Annotated in this window: 22 protein-coding genes and 3 CRISPR repeat arrays; of the genes, 16 read left to right on the top strand and 6 right to left on the bottom strand. The window is 34.3% G+C overall.

The features are described from left to right. Positions 1-466 precede the first annotated feature (466 nt). The 3 genes from AC5LW9_RS10105 to tenA all read left to right on the top strand — a co-directional run bounded on the left by AC5LW9_RS10105 (position 467) and on the right by tenA (position 2,195). Positions 467-691 carry a hypothetical protein gene (locus tag AC5LW9_RS10105; RefSeq protein ID WP_198228110.1) on the top strand — a complete coding sequence of 75 codons (225 nt, stop codon included), beginning with the start codon at positions 467-469 and terminating at the stop codon, positions 689-691. A 130-nt stretch (positions 692-821) separates the two neighbouring features. Further along, on the top strand, positions 822-1,202 hold the full coding sequence (locus tag AC5LW9_RS10100) for a DUF1161 domain-containing protein (protein ID WP_198228112.1): 381 nt from the start codon (positions 822-824) through the stop codon (positions 1,200-1,202). Positions 1,203-1,532: 330 nt separating this feature from the next. Beyond that, positions 1,533-2,195, top strand: coding sequence for a thiaminase II (gene tenA, locus AC5LW9_RS10095; RefSeq protein WP_493455834.1), 663 nt, complete (start codon positions 1,533-1,535; stop codon positions 2,193-2,195). A 46-nt stretch (positions 2,196-2,241) separates the two neighbouring features. Here tenA and asnA read toward each other — a convergent pair whose 3' ends face one another. After that, complete coding sequence (asnA, locus tag AC5LW9_RS10090; RefSeq protein ID WP_198228116.1) at positions 2,242-3,234, bottom strand: aspartate--ammonia ligase; 993 nt, start codon at positions 3,232-3,234, stop codon at positions 2,242-2,244. Between the two features lie 847 nt (positions 3,235-4,081). On the opposite strand from asnA, the gene AC5LW9_RS10085 reads away from it, so the two are divergent. The 8 genes from AC5LW9_RS10085 to AC5LW9_RS10050 all read left to right on the top strand — a co-directional run bounded on the left by AC5LW9_RS10085 (position 4,082) and on the right by AC5LW9_RS10050 (position 13,158). Continuing rightward, positions 4,082-4,405, top strand: a complete 324-nt coding sequence (locus AC5LW9_RS10085) for a membrane lipoprotein lipid attachment site-containing protein (protein WP_198236702.1) — start codon at positions 4,082-4,084, stop codon at positions 4,403-4,405. Between the two features lie 959 nt (positions 4,406-5,364). Beyond that, positions 5,365-5,822: direct repeats of the CRISPR family, unit length 29 nt; unit sequence GTGTTCCCTGTATACACAGGGATAAACCG. Positions 5,823-6,201: 379 nt separating this feature from the next. Further along, positions 6,202-6,717 (top strand): PAAR domain-containing protein, encoded by a 516-nt coding sequence (locus AC5LW9_RS10080; RefSeq protein ID WP_493455833.1) that lies wholly within the window; start codon positions 6,202-6,204, stop codon positions 6,715-6,717. 5 nt (positions 6,718-6,722) lie between these two features. Beyond that, positions 6,723-7,511: a hypothetical protein gene (locus AC5LW9_RS10075; RefSeq protein ID WP_493455832.1), complete on the top strand. Its 789-nt coding sequence runs from the start codon at positions 6,723-6,725 to the stop codon at positions 7,509-7,511. Next, positions 7,496-7,840, top strand: coding sequence for a DUF7079 family protein (locus tag AC5LW9_RS10070; RefSeq protein WP_039129687.1), 345 nt, complete (start codon positions 7,496-7,498; stop codon positions 7,838-7,840). Before AC5LW9_RS10075 ends, AC5LW9_RS10070 begins: the two co-directional genes overlap by 16 nt. A 1,239-nt stretch (positions 7,841-9,079) precedes the next feature. After that, positions 9,080-9,676: a PAAR domain-containing protein gene (locus AC5LW9_RS10065; RefSeq protein WP_198236900.1), complete on the top strand. Its 597-nt coding sequence runs from the start codon at positions 9,080-9,082 to the stop codon at positions 9,674-9,676. A 5-nt stretch (positions 9,677-9,681) separates the two neighbouring features. Then, a complete protein-coding gene (locus tag AC5LW9_RS10060) occupies positions 9,682-10,470 on the top strand; it encodes an SH2 domain-containing protein (protein WP_493455831.1) in 789 nt (262 codons plus the stop codon). Beyond that, entirely contained in the window at positions 10,455-10,790 is a 336-nt protein-coding gene (locus tag AC5LW9_RS10055) for a DUF7079 family protein (protein ID WP_198229081.1), read from the top strand. Before AC5LW9_RS10060 ends, AC5LW9_RS10055 begins: the two co-directional genes overlap by 16 nt. 775 nt (positions 10,791-11,565) lie before the next feature. Beyond that, positions 11,566-11,961: a CRISPR direct-repeat array (repeat unit 29 nt; unit sequence GTGTTCCCTGTACACACAGGGATAAACCG). Between the two features lie 495 nt (positions 11,962-12,456). Then, positions 12,457-13,158 carry an OB-fold protein gene (locus tag AC5LW9_RS10050; RefSeq protein WP_493455830.1) on the top strand — a complete coding sequence of 234 codons (702 nt, stop codon included), beginning with the start codon at positions 12,457-12,459 and terminating at the stop codon, positions 13,156-13,158. 525 nt (positions 13,159-13,683) lie between these two features. Then, positions 13,684-14,200: a CRISPR direct-repeat array (repeat unit 29 nt; unit sequence GTGTTCCCTGTATACACAGGGATAAACCG). 117 nt (positions 14,201-14,317) lie between these two features. On the opposite strand, the gene allD is transcribed toward AC5LW9_RS10050, so the two are convergent. The 5 genes from allD to allC all read right to left on the bottom strand — a co-directional run bounded on the left by allD (position 14,318) and on the right by allC (position 19,802). Then, positions 14,318-15,367, bottom strand: a complete 1,050-nt coding sequence (allD, locus tag AC5LW9_RS10045; RefSeq protein ID WP_065738921.1) for an ureidoglycolate dehydrogenase — start codon at positions 15,365-15,367, stop codon at positions 14,318-14,320. A 33-nt stretch (positions 15,368-15,400) separates the two neighbouring features. Further along, entirely contained in the window at positions 15,401-16,324 is a 924-nt protein-coding gene (locus tag AC5LW9_RS10040; protein WP_493455829.1) for a carbamate kinase, read from the bottom strand. 41 nt (positions 16,325-16,365) lie between these two features. Next, entirely contained in the window at positions 16,366-17,145 is a 780-nt protein-coding gene (allE, locus tag AC5LW9_RS10035) for a (S)-ureidoglycine aminohydrolase (protein WP_493455828.1), read from the bottom strand. Positions 17,146-17,303: 158 nt separating this feature from the next. Further along, entirely contained in the window at positions 17,304-18,563 is a 1,260-nt protein-coding gene (locus tag AC5LW9_RS10030) for an MFS transporter (protein ID WP_411635854.1), read from the bottom strand. 12 nt (positions 18,564-18,575) lie between these two features. Continuing rightward, positions 18,576-19,802 (bottom strand): allantoate deiminase, encoded by a 1,227-nt coding sequence (allC, locus tag AC5LW9_RS10025; protein ID WP_493455827.1) that lies wholly within the window; start codon positions 19,800-19,802, stop codon positions 18,576-18,578. A gap of 411 nt (positions 19,803-20,213) precedes the next feature. On the opposite strand from allC, the gene fdrA reads away from it, so the two are divergent. The 5 genes from fdrA (at position 20,214) to AC5LW9_RS10000 (ending at position 26,335) form a co-directional block, all read left to right on the top strand. Then, entirely contained in the window at positions 20,214-21,881 is a 1,668-nt protein-coding gene (fdrA, locus tag AC5LW9_RS10020; protein ID WP_493455826.1) for an acyl-CoA synthetase FdrA, read from the top strand. Positions 21,882-21,894: 13 nt separating this feature from the next. Continuing rightward, positions 21,895-23,151 carry a YlbE family protein gene (locus tag AC5LW9_RS10015; RefSeq protein WP_493455825.1) on the top strand — a complete coding sequence of 419 codons (1,257 nt, stop codon included), beginning with the start codon at positions 21,895-21,897 and terminating at the stop codon, positions 23,149-23,151. A 3-nt stretch (positions 23,152-23,154) separates the two neighbouring features. Beyond that, positions 23,155-24,111: an oxamate carbamoyltransferase subunit AllH family protein gene (locus tag AC5LW9_RS10010; RefSeq protein ID WP_493455824.1), complete on the top strand. Its 957-nt coding sequence runs from the start codon at positions 23,155-23,157 to the stop codon at positions 24,109-24,111. Positions 24,112-24,114: 3 nt separating this feature from the next. Next, on the top strand, positions 24,115-25,038 hold the full coding sequence (allS, locus tag AC5LW9_RS10005; protein WP_198229091.1) for an HTH-type transcriptional activator AllS: 924 nt from the start codon (positions 24,115-24,117) through the stop codon (positions 25,036-25,038). Between the two features lie 64 nt (positions 25,039-25,102). Next, positions 25,103-26,335 (top strand): pyridoxal-phosphate-dependent aminotransferase family protein, encoded by a 1,233-nt coding sequence (locus AC5LW9_RS10000; protein ID WP_493455823.1) that lies wholly within the window; start codon positions 25,103-25,105, stop codon positions 26,333-26,335. The last annotated feature ends 134 nt before the right edge of the window (positions 26,336-26,469 follow it).

The following is a 26,469-nucleotide window of genomic DNA, read 5'->3' as shown; positions in this document are numbered from 1 at the left end:
AAGCAACAATCACAATATTAATATTGGGCTGTTGCTTTTTTGTTGCAGTTTAGACGATAAAAAAGCTTATTTTGTAAAAGAAAAAAGTAAAAAAACACTTGCTTTTTTTAAGGGAATAAAATTAAAAAATTGGCTGGTTAATTTTTAACCTAGTAAAAATAACAATATAAATCAATTTAGTAAAGAGTTATCAACAGGTTTGTTAAATACTTATCAAATAGTATAGTGAATAATTTTGGCGATATAAAATTAAAAAATTTTTATGAATGAGTGATATTTGTCCATTGTAAAGGCTTTAATATAATATTATAGTAAAAAGTACCAGTGATATTTTGATAATGATTTAAATTTTAGAATAGATGGCATTTTTTATCCGATGTAGTTGATGATACTTACCTAAAAAGACCAGCTATTTTAATTTAATAGTTGTGAAGAAGGTAATGATGACACAAAAGGAATGAATATTATGACTGAGATAAATTTTTCAGATGACTTGATAAAAGAATTTATCTACTCCGTATATCGTAAAGAAGTATTGTTAAATTTAAAAGGAGTAGTATTAACAGAAGCTGATCGCAAAAAATTGCATGAAAAAAGAGATTTTGTGAATAGTTTATCTGAAGATGAATTAAACGATATTCGCTCTTGGATTTTGAATCGATTAAAATTATTGGAAAACCAACATCAGTAATCATTATTCCATTTTTTCCTAAATTCGGTTTATCTTCATTCACTATTATGAAGTAATTACGTACAACAGTTGTAGACAGATTCACCAATAGTTTTATAATGTTAGTAGTTTTATACTAAAAGGAAAGGAAATGAAAAAGTTAGTCTTGGTTCTTTTATTAAGTTTACCAATGATGGCTGTAGCATCTAATTGTGAAGACATTAGCTCTAATATAGCTGAAAAAATAAAAAATAATGGTGTTGATCCTTCTAAATTTCAATTGAAACTCATTCCAATCGAACAAGCCGATCAACAAACTGAAGGTAAAATTGTCGGATCTTGTGATCGTGGTCAACAAAAGATTGTTTATGTGCGCTTTAAAGATATACCCGTAGCGACTCAAACAACCGAACAAACACCAACACCCCAAAACCAGAACTCAAAAACTCAATCTGATACATTAGCTCAACAAGAAGCAGCTCCACTCGCTACAGAAAATCAGGAACCCCAAATTGAGTCAGAAAACAGATAACCACTTTTAATAAAATAAATAGAGTAGGCTCAATAAGCTAAATCTACAATGCGATCGAATAAGCCTACTCAATTTCAATAATAAAAATAAAAATTAATTTTTTAGTTGATAATAAGTGAACAAAAAGAAAGTAAAACTTAGTAATAAATTATTACTTATGTAAAAGTTTTGTTTATTATTCTGGATATTTATTTAATTGGGGTGCTATAAGCTGAAATTATACCAGCCGAATCTGATTCGTTTAATAGCGAAGAAAAGGGGTTAAAACAGGCTTTTTCTGCAAGTCTGCTTTACTCGTCAGTAGCTGAGTTGTTAAAAAAAGGAGCTGTTATGTCATCGTTTTACTCACTTATTCAATCATGTCAAACTGATTGGGATCACTATATTCAACATGAATTTATTCAGCGATTAGGCAAGGGAACATTAGATATAGGCTGTTTCCAGCACTATTTAAAGCAAGACTATCTATTTTTAATCAATTTTTCACGAGTTTGGGGACTTGCTGTCTATAAAAGTCATGATATTTCAGAAATTAAGCAATCTTTAAATAGTTTAAAAACGATTGTTGAAATAGAACTTGATTTACATATTGAATATTGTAAAAGATGGCGAATAAATGAAAATGAACTCAATACGCTAACGGAAGCCAAAGCAAATAAGGCATACACGCAGTATGTGCTTGATGTTGGATTGCAAGGTGATATTTTAGACTTACATATTGTATTGTCTCCTTGTTTAATCGGTTATGGTATGATTGCCAAATGGTTGAGAAAACAACTTTGGTATGATGCTAAAAATAACCCATATACCAGTTGGATTAAAATGTATGCCAGTAAGGCGTTTCAACAGACAATGCAAAATGAAATTGCATGGATTGATCAACGTTTAATAAATATCGATACGAGCCGATTTGAACATTTAACGACAATATTTAAGCAGGCTACTCAACTTGAAGCTAATTTTTGGCAAATGGGATTAGATAGAAGTTTTTAATAACAAACATACTTTACCATTTAAGGTAAAGTATGTTGACTGCCAACTAAAGCAATTGTGAATAATTTTGTTTGGTTGAATCGTCCCAAACACTAGCTTGAACTTGACCAATATGCTTTTGTTGTAGAAGTAACATAACTAAACGGGATTGACCAATTCCACCACCTATGGTTTGCAATAGTTCTCCATTGACTAAAGCTTGGTGCCAAGCAAATTGCAAACGATCCTCATCGCCAGTGATTTTCAATTGACGTTTTAATGTTTCTGGGTCGACTCGAATACCCATAGATGAAATTTCAAAAGCACTGTTTAAAATTGGATTCCAAACTAAAATATCACCATTTAACCCTTTTGAACCCATTTCATTATCGCTGCTCCAATCATCATAATCTGGAGCACGCACATCATGTTTTTCGTTATTTGCCAACTTACCGCCAATACCAATTAAAAATACAGCGCCAAGTTCTTTAGTTATCGCATTTTCACGCTCTTTAGGGGATAAATTTGGATAACGTTTTAATAGTTGCTCACTGTCCATAAAGGTAATTGATTCAGGTAAAAAACGGGAAAGATGATATTTTTCGGATGCTGCTTTTTCAGTCGCTTTAATGGCTGAATAAATTTTTTCAACCGTCTGTTTTAAATAAGTTAGATTACGATCTTCTGGTCGAATTACTTTTTCCCAATCCCATTGATCAACATAGACAGAATGAATAGGCGATAAGCGATCTTCATCAGGACGCAGTGCTTTCATGTTAGCATATAAGCCTTCACCAACAGCAAAATGGTGATCACTTAAAATTTTACGTTTCCATTTAGCAAGTGAATGTACCACCTCAAATTGGGCATCATTAATTGTTTTCACTTTAACTTGCACTGCGTTTTCTGTTCCAGATAAATTATCTTGAACACCATCACCAACTTTACTCAGTAGAGGGGCTTGAACTTCGATTAATGATAAATTTTCCGCTAATTTATCGGCAAAAAATTGTTTTACAAAGCTAATTCGCTGCTGTTGTTCTTTAAATGATATCTGCATGTTTCGTCTCTAATTATTTATAATTTGTGCAGGTAAATTAAACTAGAAAATAAAAATTTGCAAGACACAATCAGCCAAATGCAATTAGTGACAATAGTAATCAACAACTTATAGTCTGTTTACTAACAAATGATAGGTATTTCTATTTTGTCAAAAAGTTTCAGGTTAACTATACGTTTCAGTATAAAAACCAATAAATAATTTATTTTAAATTTATGTTTATAAAGAAAACATAATATTAGGTCAACATAAGTATTTACTTTTAAAATTGAGTAATAGATATGAAGTAACAGCCTTACATAATGGTTTTTACTAAAAAAATATAGTTGATTACTTTAAGATTGCTGAAATCATGTTAACTAAAAAAGCGTATATGAATCATAGATTATGAAAATTTTGTAACTAAGATATACAAACAAATCACTCTAAAAATAGAGTAATTTTAATAACAACAAAGCATCAAAAACATCTCAATAAAATTATATAAAAAAACAGCAAAAAAGTTGATGGAAATTTTCAACTAATCATTTTAATTAATAAACAATAAGTTATAATACGTTTCCTTGTATACATAGGGATAAACCGGTTAGCTGTACAATGTATAACGTATACACTATCGTGTTCCCTTTATAAACAGGAATAAACCGGCCTTTTAAAGTCTTTTAAGAGTAAGGAGATACACAGAGATAAACCAAAATAGCAACAACAATCGCTTTAAATATAAGTAATAAGTGCAGAAGAATAGTAAGAGTTAGTGAAATTATCAATTTTATTCTTGTTAGGCATTTAAATAACGAGACGTTAGAACAGATAACACAAGAGTTTATAAAAAAGAAAAGGTAAAGTAATGATGAAAAAGATAATATTTTGTTTTGTTTTATTTTTTATGTTAGCCGCATGCGGTGAAAAAACCAATTTTCAAGGAAAATATGAACCACAAGAAACTGGCGAAAGAGTTATAACACTAGAAAAAATAAATGATGTTGAGTATACATTTACTGTAGAACCTGATCATCTTGATAAAGTCCTTAAAATGGGGAGAGAAAAACATATCGTAAACATAAAAAATAGTAATCAAATTTATGATTTACGCGGAAATTATATAGGTGAATTTAATGAAAACAAAGAATTTGTAACCAAAAGAGGAAAAGTTTATAAAAAAGTTGAATAATTTTAAAGTGTTAAAAATATAAATTGTTTATTTAAAGTTTAAATTAGTAGGATTGATTATATATGTCAGCTTTGTGTTTTCCCTGTATACAGGGATAAACCGCTGGTCGATCTGTTGGTGCTGTTTTTGAGATTATGTTCCCTGTACACACAGGGATAAATCTTTGATGCGTCAATATTACATAGCTTTTTTTGCTATTCAAATAATCGCAATTCTATATTTCATTGTTTACCATTTATTTAATAGCATGAAAAATATGAATTTATCGGTAGAATTCCGTAGAATAGAATTTCAATTTTTATTAATTTTAATTAATCAAATAAAAACATAGTGTTATAAATAATGATTTTGATAAAAAATAGCCAAAAAAATCGGTAGAAATTTGGTGGTCAATATTTTATTTATAAAACAGTATGTTATAATTGGTGTTCCCTGTATACACAGGGATAAACCGCTCTTTTCCCGAATCACTATTATTAGGAGAACGTTCCCTGTATACACAGGGATAAACCGGATTCAGACGGTGTGGAATCAATGATTAATATGTGTTCCCTGTATACACAGGGATAAACCGTCTCACCGAGAGGCTAAAGAGAAGCTTGAAACATGTTCCCTGTACACACAGGGATAAACCGGGTCGCCAAGATAATATTGTGGCAGGGTTGACATGTTCTCTGTAAACACAGGGATAAATCCGGGATGCGTCAATATTACATAGCATTTTTTTGCTATTCAAATAATCGCAATTCTATATTTCATTGTTTTCCAATTTTTAATTATATGAAAAATATAAATTTATTGGTGGAATTCCGTAGAATCTAATTTCAATTCCCATCAATTTTAATTAATTAAATAAAAACATAGTGTTATAAATACAGATTTTGGTAAAAAATAGCCTAAAAAATCGGTAGAAATTTGGTGGTCAATATTTTAATTATAAAACAGTATGTTATAATTGGAGTGTTCCCTGTATACACAGGGATAAACCGACAATTTTCAAGAGCGTCATCAAGGTTTATCAGTGTTCCCTGTATACACAGGGATAAACCGCAAATCAGGCGGCGGGACGCGTTAGGTCAAACAGTGTTCCCTGTATACACAGGGATAAACCGGGGATTAAATCAAACAGAGATCGGTTAAATTTGTGTTCCCTGTATACACAGGGATAAACCGAAGATGATCCAACTGTCGCCGCCGTGCCTTGTGTGTTCCCTGTATACACAGGGATAAACCGCCCACAGAGTAGCTATCGATAAAAAATAATAAGTGTTCCCTGTATACACAGGGATAAACCGGTCTAGATTATTCCCTGTGGCGTAACGTAATAGTGTTCCCTGTATACACAGGGATAAACCGTTATCATGGGAATGTTTATCTCGATGAGTATTGTGTTCCCTGTATACACAGGGATAAACCGGGGGACATTCTCGGTGACACGTTACGGGAGATACGTTCCCTGTACACACAGGGATTAATCAATTGTAGACATGAATTTTAACCCTACTGAGTTACACTTGTTTAGTATTTGTAAATAAACATTAGCCACTTTCATCGACCAGTTGAATAATTTGCGAGAAAAAAACAGAATCGCCAGTGTTAAAACGGTTATGCTTTATTGCCATTACAGAATGACAGAGTGCGCAAATGTGGTTAGTCAAATCTCTAACTTTCTCAGATATCCGTTCATAACCAAATATCTATTTACATTCATTAATATAAAAAATAGGATTTATATAGTTATATTGTATAAAATATTTCCATATTAAAAATGAATATAAAGCACTTGAGAATATAGCATGATTCAACAAATAGCTGTTTTGGGTGATTTAGCATCTTGCCCTAAATGTAGAAGTACAGGAAGAATCATAGAGGGAGCAAACGATTTTGTTATCGACGGAAAACCCGTTGCTTATGATGGTTGTATTATTGCGTGTAAATGCACTCCAGTTGGTGGTCATAGAATCATTGCATTAAAAAGTACGGTGTATATTAATATCTCTAATAATAGTCTATCGAATTCATCTCAATCAAATTCCATTATAAATAAACAAGAAATCAACCAAAAAATAGCTGATAACTGGATTGGATTCCAAATAGATTCAAATAAAGATTATTCAGGTTTGAACTTCATTGTTACTTTAAATAATGGTCAATTATTAAAAGGAACTTTCGATCAAAATAATAAAGCAAGACTAACTATTGATACGCAATGTGATAGTGCAAGAATAGAGATAGAAAGCTTAGAGAATTTAGGGGATGATAATAATATATCAAGCATAACTGAAAATTTATTAAAAACAATAATAGGTTGATAATTATGGTGGTTACACTTATGGTGGGAGGTCAATTTCCTACGGAAACTGACAATTTAATCGAAGATCCAAATCAAATATTAGACAATGCTTTGTTTGCACTAAATGATACTGCAATGAAATTTGCAAAAGATGCAATCAGCGATGCAAAAGTAAGAGAGAGTTATACAAGTAATATAAAAAGAATTAGTGTAGAAATAAAAGGATTAGTTGACGCGAAGAAAGTATCAGTGAAAGAGGCAGCTACATTTTGTCATGAATTGAGAAATCGAATTATGATAGAGCATAGAAAATACACATCAGCTTATGGATTAGCGAGAGCAGAAAAATATAAATCAGGACCTAAGACACATGAATATTATTTAAATAAATATTCACAGCTAAGATTCAAATTAAACTTTAAAGATCTTTCACCTAAACAAAAAAATATCATATATTATGAAACAATTAGCTCTTCTGGTCGTGATAATAAAGACTATACAACAAAAAATAAACGATTAAAAATTATAGGTAAAGTTGGTATTTTAGTGACGGCATCGCTTGCTACCTATGAGATTATTAATGCTGAAAATAAACCGAAAGAAACTATAAAGCAAGGAATGGGAATTGGAGGAGCGATGGCAGGAGGCTGGTTGGCAGGGTTAGGTGCATCAACAATATGTGGTCCAGGTGCTCCATTTTGTGCTATTGCTGTTGTTTTAGCTGGCAGTATTGGAGGATCGATGATTGGTTCAGCAGTTGCAGATAGCCTTGATGATGAAATAGAGGAGTTTACAAAGTGGAACATACGTTAAATGAAGAAGATCTTTATGTAGCTCTTTCAGATCTATTTGTTGATAATGAAGTCGATTATAACCATATTGCTTCAGTAGCAAAATTATTTCCAACATCCTATGTTGAGCATGCTTTATTTAATTATGTCGCACCTTATTGTTACCACAATGCGCTCACACCTGTTCCATCTGTCTGCTACTTTTTTGATGAAGATGAGTTATTGAGTGCAATTGATGATATCAAAAAAAAAGAAAATCGCTCAATAAGTAAAATCAAGATGCGTATTTTGGCTTTTTATCTTAAGTTTAGATTTAAATATGCATGGCAAAAATTAAAAAGCTTATTATGATTATTATCGTTTTTAAATCTTATTTAAATTAAATTTGTAATATGAATTCCCTAAAAAAACAAGTCTAAACTTTGTCAAAAAATTTCAGGTTAACTATACGTTTCAGTATAAAAATCAATAAATAATTTATTTTAACTCTATGGTTATAAACAAAATACCATGTTGAGCTGACATAAACGTTTATTTTTAATATTGAGTAATAGATCACAAATAAAAGCGCTTATAAAATTATTTTCATTAAAAAGATATATTGGATTACGCAAAATTACTGAAATGCACTTACAAAAAACGAGTACTTGAGATTAATTTGTAAAAATTTTATAACCAAGCTACGTAAGCAAACAACTTAAAAAGTAGAGTTATTTGATAACAACAAATCATTAAAAACATTTCAATAAAATCATGCAAAAAACAGTAAAAAAGTTGGTAGAAATTTATACTTAATTATTTTAATCAATAAATAATAAGTTATGATAAGTGTTCCTTGTACACACAAGGATAAACAGGCTATGCATCAAAGTTACATAGTATTTTTTAGCTATTCAAATAATTGCAATTCTATATTTCATTGTTTAAACTTTTTTTAATTACATGAAAAATATAAATTTATCGGTAGAATTCCGTAGAATCGAATTTTAATTTCCATCAATTTTAATTAATTAAATAAAAACATGGTGTTATAAATAATGATTTTGATAAAAAATAGCCAAAAAAATCGGTAGAAATTTGCTGGTCAATATTTTAATTATAAAACAGTATGTTATAATTGGAGTGTTCCCTGTATACACAGGGATAAACCGCTGAAACTGTCAGTAAACAAGCATACCTCTGCAGTGTTCCCTGTATACACAGGGATAAACCGCGGACGCTCAATTACAGTCAGATCGGCGGGAGACGTTCCCTGTACACACAGGGATTAATCAATTGTAGACATGAATTTTAACCTTACTGACTTACAGCTGTTTAGTATTTGTAAACAAACATTAGCCATTACCATAGACCCGTTGAATGATTTGCGAGAAAAAATAGAATCGCCAGTATTAAAACGGTTATGTTATATCACCATTAAAGAATTACAGGCGCACAAATGTGATTCGTCAAATCTTTTACTTTCTCAGATATCCGTTCATAACCAAATATCTATTTACATTCATTAATATAAAAAATAGGATTTATATAGTTATATTGTATAAAATATTTCCATATTAAAAATGAATATAAAGCACTTGAGAATATAGCATGATTCAACAAATAGCTGTTTTGGGTGATGTAACCAATTATGGCGGAAGGATTATTACAGCCTCAGGGAACGGTTATTGTGGTATTGATGGTATCGCCTTATTGGGTGATTTAGCATCTTGCCCTAAATGTAGAAGTACAGGAAGAATCATAGAGGGAGCAAACGATTTTGTTATCGACGGAAAACCCGTTGCTTATGATGGTTGTATTATTGCGTGTAAATGCACTCCAGTTGGTGGTCATAGAATCATTGCATTAAAAAGTACGGTGTATATTAATATCTCTAATAATAGTCTATCGAATTCATCTCAATCAAATTCCATTATAAATAAACAAGAAATCAACCAAAAAATAGCTGATAACTGGATTGGATTCCAAATAGATTCAAATAAAGATTATTCAGGTTTGAACTTCATTGTTACTTTAAATAATGGTCAATTATTAAAAGGAACTTTTGATCAAAATAATAAGGCAAGACTAACTATTGATACACAATGTGATAGTGCAAGAATAGAGATAGAAAGTTTAGAGAATTTAGGGGATGATAATAATATATCAAGCATAACTGAAAATTTATTAAAAACAATAATAGGTTGATAATTATGGTGGTTACACTTATGGTGGGTGGTCAATTTCCTACGGAAACTGACAATTTAATCGAAGATCCAAATCAAATATTATACAATGCTTTGTTTGCACTGAATGATACTGCAATGAAATTCTCAAAAGATGTAATCAACGATGCAAAAGTAAGAGAGAGTTATGCAAGTAATATAAAAAGAATGAGCGTAGAAATTAAAGGATTAGTTGACGCGAAGAAAGTATCAGTGAAAGAGGCTGCTACATTTTGTTACGAAATGAGAAATCAAATTATGGCAGAGCATAGAAAATACACATCAGCCTCTGGATTAGCGATAGCTGAAAAACATAAATTAAAACCTAAATCATTTGAAGATTTATTAGAAAAATATTCACAGGAAAAGTTTAAATCAAACTTTAAAAATCTTTCATCTAAACAACGAAATCTTGTGTACTATGAACTGATTGAATCTTCTGGTCGTGATTATCCAAAGTTTACAACAATAAATAAACGATTAAAAATTATAGGTAAAGTTGGTATTTTAGTGACGGCATCGCTTGCTACCTATGAGATTATTAATGCTGAAAATAAACCGAAAGAAACTATAAAACAAGGAATGGGAATTGGAGGAGCGGTGGCAGGAGGCTGGTTGGCAGGGTTAGGTGCATCAACAATATGTGGTCCAGGCGCTCCAATTTGTGCTATTGCTGTTGTTTTAGCTGGCAGTATTGGAGGATCAATGATTGGTTCAGCAGTCGCAGATAGCCTTGATGATGAAATAGAGGAGTTTACTAGGTGGAACATACATTAGATGAAGAAGATCTTTATGTAGCTCTTTCAGATCTTTTCGCGGCAAGTAATATTAACTATGAAAACATTGCCTCAGTAGCTAGACAATTCCCTATAAAGCATGTTGAGTATGTTTTATTTAATTATATTGCTCCTATTTGTCATTATAATGTTATCACTTCTTATTGTATGGCTTTTGATTCAACTTCTATAATTCATGCGGTTAATAACATCAAAAAACATGAAAATCGTTTTATTAATAAAATCAAAATGCATATTTTTGCTGTCTATTTTAAGTTTGAATTTAAGGATGAATGGCAAAAATTAAAAAGCTTATTATGATTATTACCGTTTTAAAATCTTATTTGAATCAAATTGATAATATGAGTTTTCTATAAACACAGGGACAAAACTTTGTCAAAAAGTTTCAGGTTACCTATACGTTTCAGTATAAAAATCAATAAATAATTTATTTTAAATCTATGATTATAGACAAAATACCATGTTGAGCTGACATAAACGTTTATTTTTAATATTGAGTAATAGATCACAAATAACAGCGCTTATAAAATTATTTTCATTAAAAAAATATATTGGATTACGCAAAATTACTGAAATTATATGAACTAAAAAACACAACTTGAATCTAACCTATGAAAATTTTGTAACCGAGCAAAATAAGAAAACAACTCCAAAAAAAGAGTCATTTTGATAACAACAAAACATTAAAAACATTTCAATAAAATCATGCAAAAAAACAGTAAAAAAGTTGGTAGAAATTTATACTTAATTATTTTAATTAATAAATAATAAGTTATGATAAATGTTCCTTGTACACACAAGGATAAACAGGCTATGCATCAAAGTTACATAGTATTTTTTAGCTATTTAAATAATCGCAATTCTATATTTCATTGTTTATCATTTATTTAATTGCATGAAAAATATAAATTTATTGGTGGAATTCCGTAGAATCTAATTTTAATTTCCATCAATTTTAATTAATTAAATAAAAACATAGTGTTATAAATGCTGATTTTGATAAAAAATAGCCTAAAAAATCGGTAGAAATTTGGTGTTCATTATTTTAATTATAAAACAGTATGTTATAATTGGTGTGTTCCCTGTACACACAGGGATAAACCGCGCCTTGAATAGTCGTGGTTTTATTTTGTTGTGTGTTCCCTGTACACACAGGGATAAACCGGTGTTGAGTCTTATGTCACAATTCATCTTAATGTGTTCCCTGTACACACAGGGATAAACCGTTAAATGAGGTTCGATATAAATGGCAAATAATGTGTTCCCTGTACACACAGGGATAAACCGATTCTGACAAGAGGGCGTAGTCTGGATTTGTCGTGTTCCCTGTACACACAGGGATAAACCGGGCGACATAGAAATAACCAGATCGACAGGCTGGTGTTCCCTGTACACACAGGGATAAACCGTTTTAGCGCAGCATACCCCTCAGACATAAACGCGTGTTCCCTGTACACACAGGGATAAACCGCAATGGTCTACCCAATACATCAATGAAGATGGATGTTCCCTGTATGCACAGGGACAAATCATATTAGATTAGAAGTTGTTAACTTTCTAAGGATAGAATGGTTTCTAAGTATTATTTATATGACACAGATTTGACTGATTAATGAGTTTTTTTAAGGATTGCATGGTAAAAGTATAAAGTAAATGAATTTTCACTTATTAATATGAAGAAGCAATTAACCTCATAAATACCTAGTTATTTCACTGATAATGCTAAATAGCGCTTACAGAATTTGTTTTGTTTATAACTGAATATTACGATCCCTTTCCATAAAATAGTCTAGAAAAAGCTTTCTTTTCAAAAGGAATTAATAAGTTATTCACTTAACTTCTTCGGCGGTTTTTTATTGCCCAAATCATCTAAATAAAATACTATTACCCAAAATGAAATTTAAAGTATTAAAAAATTTAATTATTTTATCATCTGTTATTATTCAATGATAAATGGAAGTAAGGAATGAAAAAATTAATTGCTATTTCAATATTAACTTTGATCGGTTTCAACGTATTTGCTAATGATAATGCAAAAAAATTTACTGCGGTGGTTATAAATGATGATATTGCTGCTTTTAGAACACCCGATGAATCAGTGATTGGTGAAAAAATATTAAGGGTATCTGCATCAATTCTTAATGAAGAATTCAGTAAAGATCAGACTAAATACGAAAAAAAATACGGTAAACAACTGGTTAATATTATAACACAAGCATCAGAAGTTAAAACGGATTTAAATGGCAATCAATATATTGTTGTAAATGGTGATAATCAATCTGAATTAGTTTCCATCGAATTAAAAAATAAAGATGATGCTGCGAATATCAAAAAGGGAAGTGAATTAGACTTGATCTGTTTAGGTACAAAAGATAATGTTAGATTTCCTGTGTTAAAAGATTGTGTGACTACTGACAGTTATTTCCAGAAGTTTTTTGAAATGACAATGAATAATATGAGTCAACTAAAAGTAGGGGACACTCCAAAAGATTTTTTTGAATATGTTTACTTGAGTTTTAAAGAATTTGATATTAGAAATCCTGGTAAGTTAGATGAAAAAAAATTTGATAATGATCTAGATTATATGTATGAGACTTTAGACGCTGTGGCGTATATCTTTGAAGAATACAAAGAAGAATACATAGAATTTACAATGCCTAATCCATAAAAAAGGCCTGAAACGATCCAATTTTAAACAGACTAATTTCTACGTTAGATTAGTCTAGAAAAGTATTTCTTATACATATAGATAAAACAGCTTTATTTGTAAATTAACCTAATTAAGGTTATTGGCATATGCATTAATTTATCACTTATCTATAATAATATACGGTTTTTTGTATTCCCTGTATTCACAGGGATAAACCGCGCCATGTTATTCCCCCATCGTCACATGTCTGATGTTCCCTACACACAGGGATAAATCGGGGGATGCGTCAATATTACATAGCATTTTTTTGCTATTCAAATAATCGCAATTCTATATTTCATTGTTTATCATTTATTTAATTGCATGAAAAATATGAATTTATTGGTAGAATTCCGTAGAATCGAATTTTAATTTCCATCAATTTTAATTAATTAAATAAAAACATAGTGTTATAAATACAGATTTTGATAAAAAATAGCCAAAAAAATCGGTAGAAATTTGGTGGTCAATATTTTAATTATAAAACAGTATGTTATAATTGGAGTGTTCCCTGTATACACAGGGATAAACCGTTATCGACATGCTAAATGGCTCAGTTTTAAATGTGTTCCCTGTATACACAGGGATAAACCGCATTAATAATTCATGAGGTAAAAATTATGGGTGTGTTCCCTGTATACACAGGGATAAACCGATTGCCTCATTTAAACCAATAACGGTCGCCAAGTGTTCCCTGTATACACAGGGATAAACCGTTCAAATCAGGTTATTCATGTGCTGAACGTATGTGTTCCCTGTATACACAGGGATAAACCGCGCCTTAAATAGTCGTGGTTTGATTTTGTTGTGTGTTCCCTGTATACACAGGGATAAACCGACCTGACGTGGTCATTTCTATTTCGGCGGACGGTGTTCCCTGTATACACAGGGATAAACCGCGTTACATTCACCGCGATAGGTGTTAAAACAGATGTTCCCTGTACACACAGGGATAAACCGTGATCGAATTTGGTGCGCTACCTATCCTGCTAATGTTCCCTGTACACACAAGGATAAACCGTAATGGAATTGATTCTGTACTAATCCTATCCTCTGTTCCCTGTTTATACAGGGATTCTTTATTAAGAAAGTTCTGGAAAGTCAATCTTCATACCCCATGCCTACTCAGGGGGAATTTTTATTCTGCAAACTTATTTTTGTGATCATATCGATTGTAATGGATAGCATCACTTATTAAGTAGTTGTAAATTTCATCTACAATTTCTATCCCATTTTTTAAGTAATCCGCTTCACGTTTTTTGCCTCGTTCACCAGGAAAAAAGACTTCACTATTTCCTTTGGCGGGTTTAACGTGTTTTAGTTGATCCAGCATGGCTGACATGTTCTTTTTGAACGTTTCAAGACCGATAAAATAATCAGGATTGATAACAATATGCAAATGTCCAAGATCGCGTCCTTTAGACAAGTCGGCATACATGGATGAGACGTTTTTGCCAAATGGTACACCTAATAAAATGCCTGACAACACATCCACCATCATCATTAGCCCATAACCTTTGGCATCCGCTATTGGTAATAGAGCATTGACTTTGTGTGGATCGGTTGTTGGTTCACCTTGTTCGTCAACTGCCCAAGTCGGTGGAATTGGCACACCTTTGGATTTGGCATACAATATTTTCCCCCAAGCTTGTACTGTGGTAGCCATATCAAACGAAACAAGACGATTATCGGCTGTTGGTGCAGCAAAGGCGATAGGGTTCGTACCAAAAAATTCTTCTGCGCCACCATAAGGTACCGCCATTGGATCGGATTGGCACATCGATACCGCAATTAAATTTTGTTCAGCGGCCATTTCGGTAAAATAACAAAGTGAACCACTGTGTGACATACGACGAATACCTACCACTGCAATACCATTTTTTTTCGCCATAGCAATCGCTTTATCCATGCCTACTTTAGCGGCCACTAAACCACACCCATTGTCGAAATCCAATATGCCACTGGCTGGGCCTGTCTCTTGGTACGTGACATTAGGGTTATGTGTCATTCCACCTTTGGCAATACGTTCAGCATAATATTCAACGCGCACCGCGCCATGCGAATGGATGCCACGAGCATCAGCAAAAGTTAGGGCATCAGCAGCAATATCCGCGTGTTCGCTTGTTAAACCCGCTTTATGTAATTTTTTGGCGATTAAATGATGTAAGGTTTGTCTATCAACTCTCATATTAAAACTCCTATCTTTTCCAGATATGTCTATTCACTCATTACTTTGTTGATTTGATGGGCTGACAATGGTGCCTTTAGTGGTATCTAATAACGCTTCAATATCGGTTAATGTACCGATGTAAGCTCTGTTTCCCGTCTTTTCGACAAATTCAATTACAGATTTTACTTTTGGACCCATTGCACCATCGTCAACCGCTAACGGTTTTAGTCGTTCAGGGGTGACATGGCGTAATGCGGTTTGATCAGGTGTGCCCCAGTTTTCATAAACGGCATCGGCATCTGTTAAGATCATCAGATGATCGGCTTTAAGCTGAATTGCAAGTATTGCAGCTGAGTGATCTTTATCGATCACTGCTTCAATACCTTTGTAACCATTCACATCTTTAATTACTGGTATACCACCACCACCGTTACATATCACAATGGCATCATCGGTCAGCAGTTGTTGTATGGTGTCAATTTCGAGTATTGTTTTTGGTTTTGGTGATGGAACTACTCGGCGAATATATTGACCATCTCTTTTAAATGTCCAACCATATTGTGCTTGTAATTGTTGCTGTTGATCGGATTGATAAATAGGCCCGATAAATTTAGTTGGTTGACTAAACGAGGGATCATGCTCATCCACTTCGACTTGTGTTAATACCGTCACAACTTTATTAATATTGTTGTGTTGTTGCAAACTGCGCCCAATCATATAACCTAGCATGCCTTGGGTTTGGGCAACTAAAATATCTAGGGGATAGGCTGGTACTTGAGAATAAGCTTGATTTTGCAAAGCCAATAATCCTACTTGTGGTCCATTACCATGTACGACAACTAAGCGGTATTTACCCGCAAGTTTGGCAATAATTTTTGTTGTTGTATCAATATTTTCATATTGATTATCGACGGTTAAAGGTTGATTGCGTTTGGCAATGGCATTACCACCTAACGCAATGACAATAAGTTCCATTTTGTTTCCTTGATAATGATTTTTAGTGTCTTGTATTTTGTTTATATTTCTATATCTCGATGGCAATCTTTAGAATAGATATAGCTCAATGGTTCTTTACCAACCGAATAACAAGCTTGCAGTGCATAAGCGCCCATAAAAATATAATCATCTTTTTTGACAGGTATCCACTCATTATCAAGCAAGTACATGCCTTCGCCACTAAGCAAATACGCGCCATGTTCTTGGACATGGGTTTCAATATAACCATGGCTCGCACCAGGTTTGAAAGTTAATATATGAAAGTTCATGTCAAAACCAAGTTCTTTAGGCAGGAGATCTTGCACAAAGACGTTATCCATATCTTCATAACAGATACAATCCAGTTTTTCGACATGATTGCTTACTATACGTGCTTGATAACCAGCGAGCGGTATATAACGACGTTTATACAAAAATAATCGAGATAAAACAGTGTCATTTTGCAAATACAATTTAATTCCTGCTGGACAATAAACATAACCACCCGTTTTTAGACTAAAGACTTGATCGTCAGCTTTCGCCTTTACTTCGCCACTGATCACATAGACAAATACTTCTATCTCTTTACCGCCAAAACCTTGTAAATTTTTACCATCTTGATGCATAGTAATAAGATAATCGACAAATGATGCCCCTAATTTGGGTGTGGATAGAATTGTGATATCACAGTTTTCAAAACCTGGAATGATATTTTTGACTAACCCATCTGGCGGTATCAATGCGTAGTTATGGCGTTTAATAATGGCTCTGGATGCAAGCAGATCTTTTGGATAACCAGTATTATTATTGATATACCCCATTTTTATTCTCCTTGTAACATACTGCTGTTTTTACGTAACTTTTTGGTTATTAAACTATCTGTTTATCGTTATTTAGGTAATAGCAATCCCAACTTGTAAAAAGCAGTCATTGTTTATATTGGTTTAACCGGTCATAGGCATCTCACCGGTAATGGTGTTTATTGGTTGTTAGCCTTTTTTTTCGAGTTAATCAGCGTGAAGATCAGCGTAGCAACGATCAATATAACTATGGCTACGTAAAAACCAGTGATTTTAGTGCCAGTAAGATCGGCTAAATAACCCGTTAGCGGTGGTGCAATCACTGACGAACTCATGCCAAAGAAATTAAAGACACCAAAGGAGGTACCATAATTGGTTTTTGGTGCGGTTTCGGCAACATGTGAAATCAATATTGGTTCGACAGTCAGTTTGCCAAATAACCCATAAAAGATTAATCCCGCAAGTAAAAAAGTGATGGTTGCAGATTGTACGGTAATAAATAAGGTTCCAGCAGCAATCAGTTCTAATACGATAATAAACAATAGACGTTTACTTCTAAATTTATCGGATATTTTACTAATGATTAATGCTCCCGGAATAGCTGCAAAAGCGACCAATGATGATGCTGAGCCAATACTGCCTCCCGTAAAGCCGCGTTCAGTTTCTAAAAAGTTTGGTAACCAACTGACAATCATGTAGTAGCCATAACATGTTGCAAAATACATAATGTAAGAGGCAATCATTTCAATACTAAAGAAACTATGTTTTTGGTCAGATTTAATTGGCGATGTTGTCGTTTGGTTATTCGTTGTGTCATTTTGAACTGCTTGTTTAAGCTTTGGTTGTTCTTTGATGATAATAGCAAAGCCTGCAACTAAACAAAGTAACAGCGCAGCAATAATATAGAGCATGTATTCCCATGGCATACCCCATGATTTAACTAAAAAGCTGGTTGCCAGTAAACTTATACCCATCCCTAAAGCTGAGCCAGTATTGATTATAGCTGAAGCAAAGCCACGATGTTCAGATGGGATATTTTCAGCTGAAAGTGACCAAGCCGAACCATAATAAGAGCCACAACCTAAGCCAGCTAATAAACTACCAACATAAATCATCATAATAGAATGTGCATTACCAATGATTAAAGCGGCGATGGTAAATAATAAGAAACCAGGAATCACCACTGCTTTTTTACCAAACTTATCAACTAACATCCCTGCTGGGATTTGCATAGCGGTATAAGCAAAAAAATAGCAACTAGCAATTAAACCTAACTCAGTATTGGATTGCGGACCTATAGTTTGTTGAACTTCTGGAAAAATAGCGGTTAGAACAGGACGATAGATCCACATCACTGTCCAACCAAGGCATAATAATACCACGATTTTATGCCAGTATTGGATACCACCTGTTTTGGCTGTTGTGTCAACGGTTGTCATGTCAACTCCTCATTACTCTTGGTAAGCTAATTTATAAAGGGCATAGGTTAACGCTTTGATACCTTCGACTAAATCTTCAGTTTTGGTATCTTCGGCGGTATTGTGGCTAATGCCTTTGATACTTGGTACAAACAGCATAGCGGTAGGTACTCGTGGCGCAAAAATTTGTGAATCATGACCTGCACCGCTGTGCATTACACGATAGCTGAGCTTTTCTTCTTTGCAGATGTCTTCTAACATATGGATTAATTTGTCGTTCATTGGAATGGGATCTTCATCCATCCAGCAATTTATTTCAATTTCAAGCCCTAGCTCTTTGGCAATACGCACCATATCGGCTTCGATTTCTTCAGTAAATCCAATTAATTCGGATTTATTGGTATGGCGACAATCCATGGTAAATAGCACTTCACCTGGTAAAACGTTAACCACATTGGGTTTTGGTTCAACATGACCAAAAGTAAGCACGAGTGGATCACCTATTTTTAGTGCTTTATTAATGGATTCATGACATATACGACTAAAGGCATACACCGCATCTTTACGGTATCCCATTGGAGTCGTGCCTGCATGGTTGGCTTCTCCAATCAGTCTGATGTTATAACGGCGCTGACCGACAATACTGGTCACAACTCCAATGCTTTTTTGTTCTTTTTCAAGTACGCCGCCTTGCTCTATATGAATTTCTAGAAAAGCTTTGATATCGCTGCGTGCAGGTTGAGTACTGAATTGAAATCCGCAGGCTTGCATGGCATCAACAAATCTGACGCCTTCCACATCAGTGATATTTTCAACATCTTTTTTGTTTGCAATCGCAAAAACATTTTTACTGCCCCAAAATACATATGGAAAACGGCTGCCTTCTTCTTCAGCCATTGAGATAATCTCAAGTGTACGAAGAGGTTGACCATAGTTTTCTTTTAGGTATTGCATGGCAAGTAAGGCGGCAATAATACCGAGTTGCCCATCTAACTTTCCACCATTGACAACTGTATCAACATGCGAACCTGACATAATGATCTGATCTTTATATTTACTACCTTCAAAGCGACCATATAAATTGCCAATATCATCAAAATAGCTTTGCATACCGATATTGGTCATGCGTTCTTTCAATGCATTTTGTGCTGCCAGCCATTGAGGCGTATAAAGTAAACGCGTGGTTCCACCTTGTTCTAGTCCCCCAAAACTTGATATCCATTCCACTGCGTTTGCCACATCATCATATAAGATTTTCATAAGCATCTACCTGTTTTTAATCTTTCTATTCTTAAGAATTATTCTGGTTATGTTTGCTAAGTAACATACTATTAATAGCAAATAATAATGTGATCAAACACTCTTTTTTAGTTTTATAAAATTTAATTAAATTAATAAGTTACTATTATAAAAAATTTTTTAATAATCAAGTATCATTATGATTTTTATGTAAATTTTTTCTGATAATAAGTTATTGAATTGTGACATTTAACCTATTTATTCGCCGTTTTTTTCGTAATATATAAATAGCGTGTGATTTTAAATTTGATAGATAAAGGTATAACGATTTATCGACTTATAGTAAATACCATTTGTAATCGATATCTATCATTTTAGATTTATTGCATATTTAAAAATAAATAATTACTAAATAATTGAGAGGCAATTCTCATGATTCAATCTTTCATAAAAAAAGGGAGCTTTCAAGATTCAGTCAGTTTAATGTTAATTTCAAAAAAACTGAGTAATCTTGATGAAGTTGATGAGGTTTCTGTCATGATGGGGACTCCAGCCAATAAATCCTTGCTTACAGCAACGGGTTTTTGGAGTGATAAGTTTAATGATGCAACACCCAATGATATTTGCGTTGCTATTAAAACGCATAACGATTCAATTAATGTTGTGGATTTAATCAGTGCACAGCTTGAAGATGCTTTAAAAAATATCGCCCAGCAACAACAAGGTGGCAGTAAATTACTTAAAGCAAGGCGTTATGCTAGCGCGACCCAAAAATTACCTGATGCTAATTTAGTTTTGATATCGATTGCTGGTGAATACGCAGCAGAACTTGCCGAACAAGCCATAGATGATAATAAAAATGTCATGATATTTTCCGATAATGTGCCTGTGAATGATGAAATTCGCCTAAAAACTAAGGCTTCGAGTAAAGATTTGATTGTGATGGGGCCTGATTGTGGTACGGCTATTATTGCTGGTGCACCGCTAGCTTTTGCAAATGTAATTCCCAAGGGGAATATTGGTGTAATTGGTGCATCGGGTACAGGTATTCAAGAAGTCATCTCACAAATTGCTTTATTAAACCAAGGTATTACGCAAGCTATTGGTTTGGGCGGGCGCGATTTATCACAAGAGGTAGGGGGAATAAGTGCTCTGACAGCCTTAAAGATGCTCGCTGCAGATGAGCAAAGTCAAGTCATTACTTTTATTTCAAAACCACCTGCTGAAAGTGTGCGTGAAAAAGTTATTACTGCCATGAAGCTGATTAATAAGCCAATTGTGGCACTGTTTTTAGGATCAGCTATCGACAAAGTACAAGATGAGAATATCTATTTTGTCAAAACATTAGATCAAGCAGCACGTTTAGCTTGTCTACTAGCCAAAGTAGAAGTGGCAGCACGCGCATTACCAAAAGTAACCAAGCAAACGATTTCAGGACTGTATACGGGTGGAACGTTGGCGTCAGAAGCCGCGATGTTACTTGCACAGGAGTTGCATTTATCAATCAATGAAAATCATGATAAAGGCATAATGCTTGATGAAAATGGTCATAAAATTATTGATCTTGGTGATGATTTTTATACTGTTGGGCGTCCTCATCCAATGATCGACCCCTCAATTCGTGAACAAGAAATTAGTAAGTTAGGGGCACAAAAGACAGTTGGCGTAGTATTACTCGATTTGGTGATTGGTTATGGTGCTAATCCTAATCCTGCTGAATCAATTATTGCTGGTTATAAAGCGGCCTGCGCACAGCGTCCAAGCGATAATCCATTAATCGCTATTGCAACAGTAACCGGCTCACAGCAAGATCCACAATGCCGTAGCCAACAAATAACTGCCTTAACTGAAAATAACATTGTGGTAATGGACAATTTGCCAGAAGCGGTATTATTAGCTAAAAAATTAATTACGCCAACAAAATCAACGGGTTCACTTAAATCATATCCATTGCTTAATCATATAAGTGTAATCAATGCTGGACTGCGCAGTTTTGCGGAAGATCTTCAATCATCCAATGTGCCTGTTGTGCATTATCAATGGGCGCCAATAGCTGGCGGAAATCAAAAATTAGCGGCTATTTTAAAAAAATTAAATTAAGAGGTTTTGACGTATGAATAGAGCAATTAATGAAGCAAACCAAGCCATTATTGAGCGAATTAGAGCCGCTAGACCACATTGGATTGGGGTAGTTGCTGCGAAAGAAGCTGTACCGACTTTAGCACAAGGTTTTAAATTATTACATGCAGGTCCTCCCATTACTTGGCAAGATATGACTGGTCCAATGCAGGGGGCTTGCATTGGTGCATGTTTGTTTGAAAATTGGGCGAGCGATGAAAAACACGCTTTAGATTTACTGGCAAATGGTAAGGTTGAATTCATTCCATGTCACAGCGTTAATGCAGTTGGACCAATGGGAGGAATAACTTCGGCAAATATGCCAATGTTGGTTGTTGAAAACATCACTCATGGTAATCAAGCATACTGCAATTTAAACGAAGGTATTGGTAAAGTCATGCGCTTTGGTGCCTATGGTAAGGAAGTGCTTAATCGTCACCATTGGATGAAAGAGTCCTTAGGACCAGCATTAAATGATGCCCTTAAACTATTTGAAAATGGCATTGATCTTACTGCGTTAATGGCGCAAGCCATTACTATGGGGGATGAGTTTCACCAACGTAATATTGCAGCTTCAGCTTTATTGCTTAGAACCTTGTCACCCAAATTAGCTTTACTTGATCGTAATAAAACAGAAATGGCGAAAATTTTCGACTTTTTAAGTGTCACTGATCAATTCTTTTTAAACCTAGCGATGGCGTATTGTAAATCGGTTATGGACAGTGCAGCAAAAATTCAAGAAGGTACTATTGTTACTGTTATGACACGTAATGGTAAAGACTTTGGTATTAAAGTGAGTGGCTTAGGTGATGAATGGTTTACAGCCCCAGTTAACACTCCGCAAGGACTATTTTTCACGGGTTATTCACAAAACGAAGCCAATCCAGATATTGGTGATAGTGCGATTACTGAAACCTTTGGGATCGGTGGTGCTGCCATGGTAGCAGCGCCAGGGGTAACTCGCTTCGTTGGTGCTGGTGGCGCGGATGTTGCATATGAAGTATCTGAAGAGATGAGTGAAATCTATCTTGACCATAACATGCTGTTACAAATTCCATCTTGGAACTTCCAAGGATGTTGTTTGGGGCTTGATGTTCGCCGTGTTGTTGAAACGGGAATCACTCCTTTGATTAATACGGGTATTGCCCACAAACAGGCAGGTGTGGGTCAAATTGGTGCAGGAACGGTACGTGCTCCATTAGCCTGTTTTGAAAAAGCACTTGAGGCATTAGCTAAAAAACTTAAAGTTTAATTTATGAAATGTAGTTATGCAGAAAATGAATTACTAAAAAAAGCGATAAGTACTTCACTTACAGCAACATCATTCACTGCCGATGCGGATCGGCAGTATTGCTTGTCATTACCCCAAAATGGCTTACTGCAAATTAAACCTTTAATTATTAGTGCTCATGCACCAACCGTAAAAAGCAACTTATCGCTATTTAGTTTGCATGAACATACCATTAATTTAATTAATCAGCAGCAACAATTGCTCACTTTACATCGTTATGGCAGTGGCTTATCGCCTATGGGCTGGGTTCTTAAGACTAATGATTTTGATGTAATTAAATCTAGGCTAGCTAATGGTCATTTAACCATAACACAACAGATTAATGGTGATTTAATACTGGGTGATATTCGGTTAAGTTATAACACACATATTTGCCATATGACGGTAAAGCGTAGATTACATACCCAATTAGATAAAACGGCGATTAGGCAACGATTCATGCAGCTAGATTACCCAACGGGTTTCTTTGGTTTTCTTAGAGAAAATATTGTCGATAATCCCGCACCAGAACTGGTGATTTTGTGTGAAAGGTTGAATCAGTTAATGTTGGGGCAACATGCGGATATTACTCAATTTATTGGTTTAGGTCCCGGCTTAACGCCTAGCTTTGATGATATTATTGTTGGGATGATTGCGGTACTGGTCAGTGATCATCGTTTTAAGCCCAAAATACAACAACTAAAAACAGCAATGCAGGCTTTACCATTAGAGACGTTGACAACAACAATTAGTGCTACGTTTTTAAAATATGCGTTACAAGGTCAATTCTCATTATCGGTTTTGGATGTCATTGAACGGCTTAATCAGCATCAGTATGACCATTGTGCTATTCATAATCTTTTAAATTATGGACACACATCGGGCGCCGATCTTTTATTGGGGATTTGGTTGGGTATTGATCGTTTTGTTATAAAGGACTGAATAATGTTAGATACAGAAACTATGCGAACTTTCACAAAAGTTGCTGAGTGTAAAAGTTTTTCCAAAGCAGCCAAATTGTTATTTAAAACACCCGCTGCCATTAGCTATCGCATCAAATCATTGGAAACCGATCTTAATACTCAATTGTTTGAACGCACAACACGTACTGTATCGTTAACACTTGCCGGTCAACATCTTTATGAACATTGTAGCCAATGGCTACTATGGTTAACCACCATGCCAGAAGAACTGCATCAAATCCGCGATGGTGTTGAACGCAAAATCAATCTGACCATCAATAATTTGCTCTATGATGTTGATGCTGTCACGGATCTGTTAAGTTATTTGCAAGAAAAATTTCCATTTACTAATTTTACCTTTAATCGGCAGGTATATATGGGCGTTTGGGATTCGTTATTGCATGGTGAATATCATCTTGCTATTGGCGCAACGGGAACGGAGTCATTAGATAATATGATTAATATTTTCCCATTAGGTGAAATTAATTGGGTTTTTGTCGCCGCAAAAAATCATCCTATCACTCATTTAGAAGGGCCGTTATCAAACGAAACGTTACGCAAATATCCCGCAATCAATATAGAAGATACATCAGTTCATATGAATAAACGCGTAGCATGGTTACTGCCAAGCCAATCCGAAATTATTGTACCTAATATCACAACTAAATTATCGTGTCATTTAAAAGGGCTGGGGATAGGTTTTTTACCGCGTTCGGTTTGTCAAAAGTATTTGGATTCGGGTGATTTAATTGAATGCCAAGTGATTAATGAACGTAAACCATCGCCTCTATCCTTAGCTTGGAAAAAGTCACATATGGGAAAAGTGATGAGTGAAATTGTTAATTTATTTAAATTTCACCATCCATTAGCCAGTAGTTTCTTAAAAAATATTGATATAAAAAGATAAATAATTCATCACAACTAAACGTGATTGTTAACAAATAAACAAGAAATAACTAAAGGAAAATCACATGTTAGATTTAGATAAATATGATCAAATTAATCCGCCAGCTCGATTATTGATGGGACCGGGTCCAATTAATGCTGATCCACGCGTAACGCGAGCAATGGCTGCGCCTTTAATTGGTCAATTCGATCCTGTTATGACTGATTATATGAACCAAACGATGGCGCTATATCGTGACATTTTTAAAACCAAAAATGAACAAACTTTTGTTATTGATGGTACAGCCAGAGCAGGGATTGAAGCCGTTCTTGTGTCTACAATTCGCCCAGGTGATAAAGTGTTGGTGCCAATATTTGGTCGATTTGGTTTATTACTTTGTGAAATCGTTCACCGCTGCCGAGCTGATGTGCATACTATCGAAGTACCATGGGGTGAAATATTCGATCCTAATGTAATTGAAGATGCGATTAAAAAAATTAAGCCACGTTTGCTACTTTGTGTACAAGGTGATACATCAACTACATTACTTCAACCATTAGATAAAATTGGTGAAATTTGTCGTAGACATGGTGTGCTGTCTTACGTAGATGCAACCGCTTCAATTGTCGGTAACGTTTTAGAAGTCGATAAATGGCAACTTGATGGGGTATCTGTTAGTTTGCAAAAATGTTTGAGTGGACCTCCGGGTGTGGCTCCTTTAACGTTAAGTCCAAAAATGGTTGAAATCATCCAAGCACGCAAATGTGTTGAACTTGGTATTCGCGCTGAAGGCGATAGTAGTGGCAGTGATGAAATGATTTATTCCAACTATTTCGATATTGATATGATCATTCGTTATTGGGGATCAGAACGAATTAACCATCATACTGAAGCTACTTCTATGCTTTATGCTGCTAGAGAGTGTGCTCGCATTGTATTACAAGAAGGTTTGGATAATGTTATAGAACGTCATCGCATAAATGGTGCGGCTATGGTGGCTGGTTTACAAGCAATGGGACTTGAATTGTTTGGCGATATTAACCATAAAATGAATAATGTAGTTGGGGTGATACGTCCAGAACATATTAACGATCAAGAAGTGCGTAACTTAATGCTTAATGATTTTGGTATTGAAATAGGTGCGTCTTTTGGTCCTCTTAAAGGTAATGTTTGGCGTATTGGCACCATGGGTTATAACGCTAGAAAACCGTGTGTTTTACAAACATTAACCGCCTTTGAAGCGGTATTAAATCGTGTTGGTTTTAAAACCGTTCAAGGCGCTGGATTACAAGCTGCTTGGGATATTTATCAAAAGTAAAATTGTACTATTGATAATAAACGCTCATCTATTTGAGTTAACCTTACATCCATTGCAACCTAAGCGATGGATGTAACCATGGTGTAACACATTGCGTAACATAAAACGTTATTGATCGCAAAATTACATGGCAA

It is taken from the genome of Gilliamella sp. LMG 34360 (assembly GCF_984568995.1).
The sequence above is the reverse complement of the archived record's forward strand: the minus strand, read 5'-3'. Positions and strand labels throughout refer to the sequence as shown.